We start from the raw sequence: 13,043 nt of genomic DNA, 5'->3' as shown, positions 1-13,043 counted from the left end.
ATTGCTGTGAACTGTGCCGCGACCATGGAAATTGAGCGCTACGTTAGCCCACCGTGCCTATTGGGAAGTGATAGCCATTTTTCATGATGGCTTCATTTTTTTGCTCAGCACCTTTTGCTCGGTATGCGTTGCGCTTAAAAGGACGGAGCAGTCGCGTTCCACGGCGCGATTGGAAAATGCCAGGAAGATCGCAGAGATGGATCAGGGGTTTGCGAAGAGGCAAGCTATGAAGAGCTTGATCCTGCCGACGGAGGGTTGATCCGGGGCGCATTGGTTCAGTGCACTGCCTTGTCGACTGCTTATTGCGCCTTGCCGATGATGAGGCTTCATGCCGGGACGTTGACGCAAAAAAAGGTGGGAAAGATCCCACCCTTCTTGCTTATGAAGCACTTGCCTTGTCGCGCCGTGGATCTCCTGCCGCAATCGACCCAGGCCCCTTATTCTCGGGAGCAGGCGGAATCGGTGTCGAGCATGTGAGGGTCAAGCGCTGATAATTCTCGCCTTCGAGCTTGGGCGGTAGTGCATAGGCAACCCGGCATGTAGCCTCATTCCAGCGCACGTCGAGTTCGCCATGTTCGCGGTCCGTCGGAAGTAGCGTGAGGACACGTCCGCGCGGATCGGTAATCCCCAGCCTAGTGCCATCCCATTCTTCAACTGTCGCGCCAAACGGCAGGGGTTGGCCGTCGGCCCCATGCAGTTCAAATTGAACGCGGCGTCCGGTTACCGCCTTGAACTTGGCCAGTCCTGCCGCGCCCCGCGTAGGCACCACCATCTGCGTGCCGTTGGTGATGTCGACATCCTTGGATAGCCCTTGCGTCTTGAGGGTCACCCAGTTGCCGCGGAAAGGAGTGGCACTGGGGATGATTGCGTAACCATTGCGCCCGGTCTCTACGCCGGCAAAGCTGGAGATTGCTACGTCGGATACCGGCGGTTCGATCTTGGCGAGCATGAACGTTTCACTCAAACCTTGTCCGAGATTGACGCCGCCCGAGTGGGCCACGATGGACCCCGACGCCGAAAAGTTGCTAGCGCGGTATCGATCGCCGTGGGTGTAGCTTGCATTCAGACGGCCGAAGGAGGCTGCGGTACCCACGCCGATTGAGGCGTCGCGCTGGCCATCTGTATCCTTGTTGCCGGCTACGGTATAGCTGACATTTCGTTCGAGCGGCAGTGAACCGGACACGCCTGCCTGTGCGCTTGTCCCGGCACTTTGTCGACTTAGAGTGGAAAATGCGTACGTAGAGCTGCCTGTACCTCCCAACGGCATGCTGAGTGTGAGCATGACCGTGTTGTCACGGCGGGAATCTCGACCGTTCTCCCATGACGAATATATGTTCCTCGATTGAGTGTAGGAGAGGTTGTAGTTCAGCCTGCCTATCGAATTGCTATACGCCAGCGACACGCTGCGGGAAGAGGTTCCATTCCAATTCTTGCCGTAGGACCCGTTCAGGTAGACATAGCCGTCGCCAATAGGTTGAGATACGTAGCCGTCCAAACGTTGTCGACTTCCGTGCCCCGAGTTCCAACGCGACCCAGATCGCGCACCATTCCGCTCGACGTGATCGGAGAGTGAGCGGAATCCTTCGCGCAGGCCATGTTGCATATTGGCGGAGACCTGGGACCCCGTCGCTTCGACGAATTTTGCATAGCGAAGGTTGAGGCGATCGCCGCTTGCGGATGAACCGCCGGCATTGCTACTTGAGTGAATGGCGTCCAGGGACACGGCGCCAACCGGCGTGTTGAGGCCCGCACCCAACGAGTACGATAGATACCCAGGCGAGGCTTGCAGGCCAGCCGCCAGGCTTGAGTTCGCCGTCAGACCGTAGATCATCGATCCACTGATGAAACCCGGCCGCTCCCGCTGACGCCGATCCAGGCGCACTTGACCGGCGGCAACGTTGTATTTGACCCGCCCCTCGCGGACCATCAGAGGGGGGCTCGAGAAAGCCTGTCGGAATACTCGGCGAGTGCCGTTGGCCTCAACGATGACAATTTCAAGGTCGCCGTTCGTGCCAGAAGGCTGTAAATCAGTGATCGCAAACGGCCCAGGGGCAACGGTAGTCGTATAGATCAAATAGCCATTCTGGCGGACTTCGACCGTCGCGTTGCTTTCCGCGGTACCACGAATGACCGGCGCGTAACCCTGTTCCTCGTCAGGACGCATGGCTTCATCGGAGGCCAGTTGCATGCCCAGAAAGCGCACGCTATCGAACAAGGGCGAATAAGTGTAGGCCTCTCCCGCCACCATCTGGCTCTTGATGGCGTTGAAACCGCGCTGCAGATAGGTGTTCTGGCTAGTGAAGTTGGATGGCCGACGGCTTCCTGAACTCAGATACGCATCGTTGCGCAAGCGCCATTCGCCCAGGTTGACGCCTGAGCGTACGCTGGCGCTGAGATCATTTTGGGAGTTGTTGTAGCGTGACTTATTGCGACGAGCGTTGAGGCTGTAATTTAGGAATGCGACGTTGGCGCCTGGCTCCCAGAGGGAAGGATCGATATAGCCGCGGCGAAGCGAAGTCATGTAGATCTGCGGCACGTTCGCGTTCAGACGCAGGCTTGCCATATCGTATGCAGCGCTTGCATCAGGTATGACGTCCTGTATGCGCAGACATGTGGCGTTTGGGTCCAAAGGACCGGGCAACTTGGCCAGGTCTACGCCGCCCTGTTCCAGCATCGATGCGGAAAAGCACGGTTCGACTTCATCGCTTTTCGGGTTGTGTGCAAATTCGACATCCAGGCGGCCGGCAAGCATCTGGTTGATGTAGAGGTCGACGCGTTGAAACCCTGGAGGAACGCCTGAGCCGGCCAGCAATGTCCGGATATCCGTGGTGGAAGTCATTCCGTACAGGAAAGCCGTGTTGTAGCCGACGATCACGCCATCCAGCGCAGCGACCTGCACGGGCGGCCGCTGCTTGGGTGAAACCGCTGCCCCGTCTTGCGCCAGGCGCGCAGGTCCCGGGTCCGCCCACGCGCCGGTAGCCACGGCTTGGGAGGCGCATAGCATGCCTGCCAGCCAGCGACGAAGAACATGATTAGGGGATGTGTCGTGGCGACGGAACTCGTAATTGCGTGGCATAGGTGGCGACCAAATTGGCGGGCCGGCACAAAAACAAGGCGTAAGGGATCCCTGTCCGCTGATTCGCAGCGGAATGTTTGTCCGAACCCGGGAATGTGTAAGACGGGGCGCAGGAGAAAGGGGGCGCCCCGCCACTACTAGTCTGTTTGGACTGCTGCAGGAGACGTCGCGTCTTCCCCAGACAGTTGAACGTCAAAGGCGTCAACGCCACCGAAGTCGTTGATGATTCGGATACTGATCTTGGAGTTGCGCGCGACGCCGTCGGCGCGAAGCAAGCGTGTCTCGCCAGGGGCAAGCATCTCTGGCGTCGGCAATTCCTTACCGCCGACGATGCCCAAATAAGCAAACGAGACGTGGTACATGCTGGGATTGGTGACCTTGAGCGCCGGCCGGCCTGCGTCCTGCGCAACGGCCCAGCGCAAAGAACCTGGCGCGTCGGTGGAGGCGCCCTCGATCATGGTCGGGCGGAAAAACACCTTGATCCGCTGCCGAACTGCGATCTGAAGTTGATTGTCCCCGCCAGTCGACTGGGGGATTTCTTGCACGTTCAACCACATGACCGACTCACGGTCGCGGGGAAGGCCGCTGTGGCCCCCGGCGTAAAGCACGCGCATCAACTGTTGGCCAGGAGCCGCGACCTTGGCCAGAGGCGGCGTGACTGCAAAGGGCAGGTCGTCAGAGGTGCCCGCCGTATTCGATTCCAGCCATGACTGGACAAGCACAGGAGTGCCGCTATTGCGGACGGAAATGGAAGCTTCCTGTTTGCTTTCCAGCACGATGATGCGGGTGGCGCTCAGAGAGATTGATGCCTGTGCGCACGCTCCATACAGCAATGTTGCCGCGGCAAGGCCGCCAACCAACACACGTTGAATTTGGGCGAAAGATGTCATTGCACTCCCTTCGTTTTCGCCGCGGCGCAACCGGCTCGCCGACTCGCCGCGGCATATCGAGACTTACTCGTACTTCAGAACGTAGTTGACCGTCGCGTTGGCCTTACCGACCGTGACGTCGGCAACTGCCTTGCCGGCGACGCGGGTGTAGTAGGCCTTCAGCGGAACGCGGAATTTGCCGTCGACTGCGGCGTTGGCGTTCACGTCAGCGGAACCGCTCGTGAAGTCCACCAAGGAACCGTCACGCGTCAACACGATTTGCACGTTCTTGGCGCCGCCTTCCACCGCAATACCCTTGCCCGAGATGGCGGACGGGGTGAGTGTCATCGAGACCTTGGTGCCGGTGGCGCACTGAATGTCCAGATCCAGATCCTTCGCCTCGGCGTTCAGGCCCGTGCCCGACGTCGAGGGCGCATCTTCGGTGCCCAGCGAGGCGGCGGGGACTTCATCCATGTCCACGGTCAGGGTTTTGCCGGCGATAGAGCCGTTCGGGCTGCTCAGGGTGCACGTGTCTGCATTGATGTTGCCGGTGAACTTGATGAGGCCTTTCGCGCCGTCGGCCGGGGCGGCTTGGGCGAAACCAGCCGCGCCGCATGCGGACAGAATGGCCAGGCTCAGAACGAGTTTTTTCATAGTTGACTCTTTGTTGATTGAAGATCAAGAAAGTGTTTCCGGACACCAGAATGCTGGTGTGGAAACCCCCGCAAGCCGCATATGAACCTATCGCGACCTGCTTGCGCGCCTTGTTTTGAGGAGCTTAAGAATTCTATGAAGTGGGGTAACAAAAAAAACTAAGAAAATTCTCGAAGTCTTATTGGATACGCATAAATCCTATGCATCGACCCTGCTGAGCGTAAATATCCGCCACATATTTGCGCCGAAGTGAAATGATTGCGTTACTTATAAATTCATTGGTCAGGTCGTTTTTAGAATTCTTGGATAATTTTTCTACGTAGCGATCCATATATGAATTCTTTTCTCCTGAAAATTCCCGGATGCCTTGATGTAATGCCTCGATAAGTTCGGTTTTGTGTCGGCAGAATTGCGACGAAATCTTTTCCGTATAGGGTCATATCGACTATTGAATGCCAGATGCTCAGCGCCGCGCTGCTGAAGGGTTGTCTGATTGAAATCGCTGACTGCCTTTATCGTGGCGTCAATATTCTCAATGGGCAGAAGATAATCCGATGCATAAACGCGGTGCAAAAACCAGGCACCATTGACGTTTTTCCAAATAAGGGAGTGTTTCGGCAAGGGAATCTGCCCGCCCGCCGCTGCGCCGCGATTGAGTGGCGTGCTTCATCAAAGTATGGGCGTGCGTTGAGAGACAACTAAACGGGTCGCGCGTTGTCAAGCGGCAGGCTGGTAAATCAAATAAGAGCCATCACCCGCGGCGGATGATGTGCATCGCCGATCAGGTACAGGAACAGCAGCGGCAGCTCTTCAAACCATTCGGCCCAGCCGTCGAAGCCGCCGTTGTCCGGGTCCCAGTCCGTATCCGAGGCAGAAGTTGGGCGTGGGCGGAAAGACAGGTGTAATGCAGCATGAAGGTTCCCTACATGCTTGTTGGCTGGGATGGTGACGGAAAGCGCGGCCCCGTCATACCTTTCGAAGGCCAGCGCGCCTGATCCGTGAGCGCCGAGCTACAGGTGGAAATCGCCCGCGGCTTCCGGCTGGTAAAGCACTTTCCTGATCCCGATCCGGCGGGTCCGGTCCGAAATCCGCCAATCGATGGCGTCGCCTTCCTGATAGCCCAGGATGGCAGCGCCGACGTCGGAACACACGGAAAACTTACCGGCGCTGCTATCCGCGTCTTCAGGGTAGACCAGGGCCACTTCCATTTCTTCGTCGTCCAGCTGCAGCAAGGCCCTGGAGTTCATCGTGACGACATTGCGCGCCACCTGCTGCGGCTTGACGACAATGGCCCGCTCGAGCTCGTGCTCGAGTTCGACGATCGCCGGGCCTTGTTCGAGCTCGATCAGGCTCTTGAGCCGGGCCTTGTCGATCTCAGTGATGTAGATATCGTTGGAGTCGCCGACGGCGCCTTCGCGCAGGAGCCGGAGATAGCGCCCCGCAGTCATGGAAAGTGACTTCAATGTCGGCGTTTCGCCTTCAAGCAGAAAGCCGATGCGCAGAAAGGCCTTCAGCGAGCGCGCGTTGTCAGGATGGATCTTGGCGATGAGCTTCTCGGACCGCATGTCGAGGAAGGCCAGTTTCATGCCTTCGCGGATCGTGCTGGCGCCAAGGTTCCGGCCCCAGTTGTCGCTGTTTCCGATGACCAGGACGATCTCGCAGTCCGGGCCGGTCTTGATGAGGCGGACGAAACCCACCGGGGCGTCATGCCGGTCATAGGCCATGAAGAAGCGGCCGCCCTGGTTGAACAGATGAGTCAAGATCGGCAGCTGGGTCCGATCGATGGCTTGCTCGATGAAGCGGGAGACATGGCGCGAATCGCTCAGATAGCAGGTGACGCGTTCGTCTTCCAACCAATCCATCAGAGTCAGCGCGTGCGCCCGGGTGATTTCAGGGCACAGCGAAATGAAAGGCTTGTTCATCTTCACCACACTTATTTGTAAAGGATGAAAGCCCTTCATGGCTATGGCCATGACGGTTCTTTCGGCAAAAAGCGGCTATTTTAAGACGGAACGCGCGCGAATGCCGAACGGCCGGTCTGTCGAGCAAGTTCGGTATGTTTTGCGCTCACCGACGTGGCGCGCCGTATTTTCGCTGCCTGCCGCGCTTATCGAGTCAAAGATAATCAAGCGGCAAGGCCGTGGTGTACTTCAGCTCTTCCATCGCGAAACTCGAACTGACGTCAAACAATTCGGCGACCCGGATGAGCTTCTTGTAGACGAGATCGAACCCTGCGATATCGGGCACCACCACCTTGAGAAGGTAGTCGGTTTCGCCGGTCATCCGGTAGAACTCCATGACTTCCGGCATGTCTTTGACGCCGAGCGCGAATTTTTCAAGCCAATTGAGATCGTGGCGGTTCGTTTTTATCGAGACGAACACCGTCAGGCCCAGCCCCACCTTGTTGTTGTCCAGCAGGCAAACCTGACGGCGAATGAGCCCGGACGCCTGCAATTGTTGAATCCGCTTCCAGCAGGCGGTGGGCGAAAGGTGGACCCGTTCCGCGATTTCGTTGTTCGAGAGGCGCGCGTCTGCCTGAAGCAGCGCGAGGATGCATCGATCTTTCTTGTCCATAGCGTTGACCCCCGCGCTTGGCCCGAGCCGCGCACAAGGCGACTGCATATTTTTGTCGGAGAGTCAGCGACGACTGTCAATGGCTCACTCTGCTTACCCTCCTTTCTGCACGGCAAGCATGCAGCTGCTGCGCGGTTCGGAGGCCAAACCTGAAGTCGATGTTATAGATGGCCTCAGATTGGAGCGATACAATTCATCGATCCAAACCTACAAGAAATTTTATATTTGAGCCGGGAAGCCGGAGGCACGATGAAAGAGGTGGACCTCACTCTCACACAGACTTTTTTCCTTGTCGCACAGGAGGGCACCTATTCCGCCGCGGCGCGCAGGCTGAACATCACCTACCAGTCGGTGGCCAATCACATCCGGCGCCTTGAGCAGCGCGTCGGCGAGAAGCTGGTGGTGGCCGGGCGGGGCGCCAAGTCGATCAAGCTCACTCCGCGCGGCACCAGCCTTTACCGGCTGCTGGCGCCGGAGTTCGATGTCATGCTGACGCGCCTGGGCAGCTTGATCGATAAGGAGCGGCCGGTCATCCGTATCGGAATGCCGCACGCGATTTTTTTCTACTTGCTGCCGCCGGTGCTGACAAAATTCCAGCGGATGTATCCCAACGTCGAGATCGTCGGCTACGAAAAAGACGTTTCGCTGCCGGAGCTGATCCGCAATGGCACGCTCGATGTGTGTTTGAGCGAGCGCTATTTTGGCGATACGGTGATTCCGCAGCGCGTGATCTGCCACTATCAGCCGGCGCTGGCGTTCCCTTCGAGCTGGCCCGCGCCGCCCGATGAGACGGCGGTTCCGGAATGGGCGCTCGGACGGCCGCTGGTGACTTATGAACCGGGCCAGATGCTGCGCAATATCGCACTGGACTATTTGTCGGTCGGCAACGAGCAGCCAAGGGTCGCGGTATCTACCTCGACCAGCATGAGCGTCAAGCGCTGCGTCGACGAAGGCCTGGGCTTCGCCTTGCTGCCCACCTGGTGCATCGACGAGTCGGACAGGCGCCTGAACTGCATCGCGCTCCCCAACGCGCCGCGGATTCCCATCTACTTCGGCGAAGCCATGTTCCTGAAATCGAATCCGTTCGTGCGCGCGCTTCACAAGCTTTGCCTGGAGACATTTCCCACAATCATCGAAGAGCGCGCGGGCCGCTGGAGCTTCCTAGACACAAGCAAGCCGAGACGAGCCCGGTCCCAGTCCCGGTCCCGGTCCGGTGCGCGAGGCTGACGCATTTCGTCCGTGCCGGGCGCCATGGCCACGATGGCGCCCGGCACGGGCGGGGCCGGTCAGCCCCTGAGCGCGGACAGCACCTCGTCCAGCATCTTCTTCGCATCCCCAAACAGCATGCGGTTGTTCTCTTTGTAGAACAGCGGATTGTCCACGCCCGCGTAGCCGGAGGCCATCGATCGCTTCATCACGATGGAGTGCCTGGCTTTCCATACTTCAAGCACCGGCATGCCGGCGATCGGGCTCGTCGGGTCTTCCGCCGCGCTGGGGTTCACGATGTCGTTGGCGCCGATCACGATGGCCACGTCGGCGTCCGGGAACTCCTCGTTGATTTCGTCCATCTCCATCACGATGTCATAGGGCACCTTGGCCTCGGCCAGCAGCACGTTCATGTGGCCCGGCATACGGCCGGCCACCGGGTGGATGGCGAAGCGCACGTTCACGCCTTTTTCGCGCAGGGCCTTGGTGATCTCGTACACCGTGTGCTGAGCCTGGGCCACCGCCATGCCGTAACCGGGCACGATGATCACGCTTTTGGCTTCGCGCAGCATTTCGGTCGTTTCGGTGGCGCTGACGGGAACCACCTCGCCCTGCGGCTCTGCGGCCTTGTCGCCCGAGGCGGCCTTTTTCGGCGCGCCGGAACCAAAGCCGCCGGCGATCACGCTGATGAAGTTGCGGTTCATCGCCTGGCACATGATGTAGGAGAGGATGGCGCCCGAAGAACCCACCAGCGCGCCGGTGACGATCAACAGGTCGTTACTCAGCATGAAGCCCGTGGCGGCTGCCGCCCAGCCCGAGTAGCTGTTGAGCATGGAAACCACTACCGGCATGTCGGCTCCGCCGATAGCCATGACCATGTGCACGCCGAACAGCAGCGCGATCGCCGTCATGACGACCAGTGCCGTCATCCCCGCGCCGGGCTCGGCGGCGTTCAGGAATTGTCTGCCGAACCAGATCACCACCAGCAGCGCCGCCAGGTTGAGCCAATGGCGGCCCGGCAGCAGCACCGGCTTGCCGCCGATCCTGCCGTTGAGCTTGCCGAAGGCGATCAGGGAGCCGCTGAATGTGATCGCGCCGATCAGGATGCCGACATAGATCTCCACCTCATGGATGGCTTTTTCCGCGCCTTGGAATTGCACCGAGGTATCGACATAGCTGGCGTAGCCGACCAGGCAGGCGGCCAGACCCACCAAGCTGTGCATGAGCGCGACCAGCTCGGGCATCTGGGTCATCTTCACGGTTTTGGCAGCGTAGAGACCGATGCCGCCGCCGATGACCAGCGCGCCGACGATCCAGGCGATGCCGGAGGAGCCGACGCGCGGGCCGAGCACTGTGGCCAGCACGGCCAGAGCCATGCCGATCATGCCGAAGAGGTTGCCGCGGCGCGAGGTTTCCGGGTTGGACAGCCCTCCCAGGCTGAGGATGAAGAGAATGGCCGCGCCCAGGTAGGCGACGGTAGCGAGCGATTGGGACATGTTCGTTTTCCTTATGCTCTGATAGTCATTACTTGCGGAACATGGCGAGCATGCGGCGTGTGACGGCAAAGCCGCCGAACATGTTGATGGCCGTGAGCACCAGCGCGGCGAAAGCGAGCCACAGGATCAGCCCGTCCGGCCGGCCGGCTGTGCCGGCTTCGGGCGGCGCGATCTGCACCAGTGCGCCGATCGCGATGATGCTGGAGATGGCGTTGGTCACGCTCATCAGCGGGGTATGCAACGCGGGCGTGACGTTCCACACCACCATGTAGCCGATGAAGCAGGCCAGCACGAACACCGTGAAGTGGCCCAGGAAGGCCGCGGGCGCGTAGGCGCCTACGCAGGCGAACAGCCCGGCCGCCACGAGGAAGACCAGGGCCAGCGTCTTGGCCGACATGGGGGCGCGGGCGCCATGGCCGTGGCCGCTCTTCTTCTCGGCCACCGGGGCGGCGGCCGCCTTGGGCGCGGGTGGGGGCGCTTGTTTCAGTGGCGGTGCGGGCCAGGTGATGGCGCCGTCCTTGATCACCGTCAGGCCCCGGATCGCATCGTCTTCCATGTTGACGATCGCCAGCCCGTCCTTGGCCTTGCACAACTCCTCGGTCAGGCGCAGCAGGTTGGTGGCGTACAACGTGGATGATTGCTTGGCCAGGCGCGAAGCCAGGTCGGTATAGCCGATGATGGTCACGCCGTGGCGCACCACGGCCTCGCCGGGTACGGTGAGTTCGCAATTGCCGCCCTGTTCGGCGGCCATGTCCACGATCACGCTGCCGGGCTTCATGCTCTGCACCATCTCGGCCGTGATGAGCTTGGGCGCCGGCTTGCCGGGGATCAGGGCGGTGGTGATGATGATATCCGCGTCCTTGGCCTGCTGCGCATACATCTGGCGCTGCGCGGCCTGGAAGCCCTCGCTCATGACCTTGGCGTATCCGCCGCCGCCAGCGCCGTCCTCCTCGTAGTCGACCTTGACGAATTCGCCGCCCAGCGACTTGACCTGGTCGGCCACCTCGGCCCGGGTGTCGTTGGCGCGTACGATGGCGCCCAGGTTGGCGGCCGTGCCGATGGCCGCCAGGCCCGCTACGCCCGCGCCGGCGATGAAGACCTTGGCTGGCGGCACTTTGCCCGCCGCCGTGATCTGGCCGTTGAAGTAGCGGCCGAAGGCATTGGCCGCCTCGATGACGGCGCGATAGCCGCTGACGCCTGCGGTGGAGGTCAGCGCATCCATCTTCTGCGCGCGCGAAAGCGTGCGCGGCAGGCAGTCTATGGCCAGTACCGTGGCTTTCCGGGCGGCCAGCTGCTGCATCAGCTCGGGGTGCTGGGCCGGCCAGATGAAGTCGATGAGCATGCCGCCTTCGCGCATCAGGCCGACTTCATCGGGGCTGGGCGGCCGTACCTTGAAGACAATGTCCGAGGCGGCCCAGAGGGCCGCGGCGCCATCGATGATCTCGGCTCCAGCGGCGCGATAGGCATCGTCGCTGAAATTCGCGGCTTCGCCGGCGCCGGATTCGACGGCGACCTTGAACCCAAGCTTGATCAGTTTCTCGACGACGTCGGGCACCGTGGCGACGCGCTTTTCCAAGGGGAAGGTTTCCCGGGGCACGCCTATGCGCTGGGCCTCGCTACGTTGCGGCGGATGGATGGAAGTATTGGACATTGACAGATCCCATCAGGTTTGAAAATCGGTTGTTGCGGGACATGGACTGACCGCGCAAATACTGAAAATAGGGGCGGATCAAGATCCGAGTTGAACCTGATCTTGCTACGTCCTGTCCGCCGTCGCAAGGATTGTCGGAATTCGGCGGTGATTATTTTTCTCTTTTTTCCGTCGGAAGCGGTAAAAAATCGAAGAGTTTTCACCGACTGGCCCCATAAACTTGATCGCGTCATCAGTGGCCTTCGACTTCCCGCAGAAGCGCTGGCTGCGTATCCACGGAGATTGAAGTTCATGAGGGAAAATACTCAACTCGTCAGCGCAGGCCGGCATCCGGAGCGGTTTGGCGGCCTGGTGAATACCCCGATCTGCAGGGCGTCGACGATTCTCGCCGGCAGCATGGCGGAATGGGAAGGCATGAAGCGCGCCCGCGCCGCGCAAGAGCCGGGCGCCACCACCTATGGCCGCTATGGAACCGCCACCGCCCATGCATTCGAGGAGGCCATGGCCACCCTGGAGGGAGGCCACCGCTCGCTGGTATTTCCCTCGGGCCTGGCGGCCATCGCCACGGCGCTCACCGCATTGCTCAAGGCCGGCGACCATATCCTGGTGTCGTATAGCGCTTATTCGCCGACCCGCTCCTTCCTCGATCGCGTGCTTAGCCGCTACGGGGTGGAAGTACAGGTCTACGACCCCGCTTGCGGCAAGAGCATTGAATCGCTCATGCAGCCCAATACCCGCGTCGTATTCGTCGAATCGCCAGGCTCCGAAACACTGGAAATCCAGGATATTCCCGCCATCGCGGCGGCCGCGCACGCGCACGGCGCTTTCGTCGTCATGGACAACACCTGGGCCACGCCATTGTTCTTCAAGGCTTTCGAGCATGGCGTCGATGTGTCGATCCACGCCGCCACCAAGTACATCGTGGGCCATTCGGATGCCATGCTCGGCGTTGTGACCTGCAACGAAGCCTCCTGGCCCAAGGTCAAGGAGACGACGCAAGAAATGGGGCAGACGGCCAGCCCCGACGATATCTTCCTGGCGTTGCGCGGGCTGCGCACCATGGGCGTGCGGCTGCAGAAACATATGGCGTCGGGAATCCGCGTGGCGCAGTGGCTGGAGCAGCAAGCCGAGGTCGAGGCCGTGGTGCATCCGGCGCTGCCATCGCATCCGGGCCATGCCATCTGGAAACGTGATTTCAGGGGCGCGAGCGGCCTGTTCACCGTGGTCCTGCGCGCAAGCGATGACGAATCAGTGGCAGCTTTCGTCGATACGTTGCATCATTTTGGGATCGGCGTGTCGTGGGGCGGCTATGAAAGCCTGGCCATCCCGTTCAGTCCGGGAAAGCACCACGGCGACCGATGGCCCTACAAGGGCAGGGCGGTACGCGTGCACGTGGGGCTGGAAGATCCGGAAGACCTGATCGCCGACCTGAACCAGGGTCTGGCTGCGATGGTTGCCTGCAAAGAGGCGCAGCAGGATGCTCGGAAAGAAGTCGTTCGTTCGGCTTGAGCGTCTCT

The 13,043-nt window shown here is 60.5% G+C and carries 9 protein-coding genes; 2 read left to right on the top strand and 7 right to left on the bottom strand.

Translation table 11 applies throughout. The annotated features are described in order from the left end of the window. Positions 1-379: 379 nt before the first annotated feature. The 5 genes from AGI3411_RS08380 to AGI3411_RS08360 all read right to left on the bottom strand — a co-directional run bounded on the left by AGI3411_RS08380 (position 380) and on the right by AGI3411_RS08360 (position 7,173). Positions 380-3,076 (bottom strand): fimbria/pilus outer membrane usher protein, encoded by a 2,697-nt coding sequence (locus AGI3411_RS08380; protein WP_244240288.1) that lies wholly within the window; start codon positions 3,074-3,076, stop codon positions 380-382. 137 nt (positions 3,077-3,213) lie between these two features. After that, positions 3,214-3,966 (bottom strand): fimbrial biogenesis chaperone, encoded by a 753-nt coding sequence (locus tag AGI3411_RS08375; protein ID WP_129526913.1) that lies wholly within the window; start codon positions 3,964-3,966, stop codon positions 3,214-3,216. A gap of 63 nt (positions 3,967-4,029) precedes the next feature. Beyond that, a complete protein-coding gene (locus tag AGI3411_RS08370) occupies positions 4,030-4,599 on the bottom strand; it encodes a fimbrial protein (RefSeq protein ID WP_244240287.1) in 570 nt (189 codons plus the stop codon). A 1,010-nt stretch (positions 4,600-5,609) separates the two neighbouring features. Then, a complete protein-coding gene (locus AGI3411_RS08365) occupies positions 5,610-6,572 on the bottom strand; it encodes a bifunctional GNAT family N-acetyltransferase/nucleoside diphosphate kinase regulator (RefSeq protein ID WP_129526912.1) in 963 nt (320 codons plus the stop codon). Positions 6,573-6,714: 142 nt separating this feature from the next. Then, positions 6,715-7,173 carry an Lrp/AsnC family transcriptional regulator gene (locus AGI3411_RS08360; protein ID WP_129526911.1) on the bottom strand — a complete coding sequence of 153 codons (459 nt, stop codon included), beginning with the start codon at positions 7,171-7,173 and terminating at the stop codon, positions 6,715-6,717. A 249-nt stretch (positions 7,174-7,422) separates the two neighbouring features. Here AGI3411_RS08360 and AGI3411_RS08355 point away from each other — a divergent pair, with 249 nt between their 5' ends. Further along, entirely contained in the window at positions 7,423-8,400 is a 978-nt protein-coding gene (locus AGI3411_RS08355; RefSeq protein ID WP_129526910.1) for a LysR family transcriptional regulator, read from the top strand. Between the two features lie 59 nt (positions 8,401-8,459). Here the strand turns inward: AGI3411_RS08355 and pntB are convergent, their stop codons facing one another. Beyond that, complete coding sequence (gene pntB, locus AGI3411_RS08350) at positions 8,460-9,875, bottom strand: Re/Si-specific NAD(P)(+) transhydrogenase subunit beta (RefSeq protein WP_129526909.1); 1,416 nt, start codon at positions 9,873-9,875, stop codon at positions 8,460-8,462. Between the two features lie 28 nt (positions 9,876-9,903). After that, a complete protein-coding gene (locus AGI3411_RS08345; protein ID WP_129526908.1) occupies positions 9,904-11,526 on the bottom strand; it encodes a Re/Si-specific NAD(P)(+) transhydrogenase subunit alpha in 1,623 nt (540 codons plus the stop codon). Positions 11,527-11,817: 291 nt separating this feature from the next. On the opposite strand from AGI3411_RS08345, the gene metC reads away from it, so the two are divergent. Further along, complete coding sequence (metC, locus tag AGI3411_RS08340) at positions 11,818-13,035, top strand: cystathionine beta-lyase (RefSeq protein ID WP_129527012.1); 1,218 nt, start codon at positions 11,818-11,820, stop codon at positions 13,033-13,035. Positions 13,036-13,043 lie beyond the last annotated feature (8 nt).

Source organism: Achromobacter agilis (genome assembly GCF_900496965.1).
GTDB lineage: Bacteria > Pseudomonadota > Gammaproteobacteria > Burkholderiales > Burkholderiaceae_B > Achromobacter > Achromobacter agilis.
Note: the sequence above shows the minus strand (reverse complement) of the source record. Positions and strands in the feature narration are given on the sequence as shown.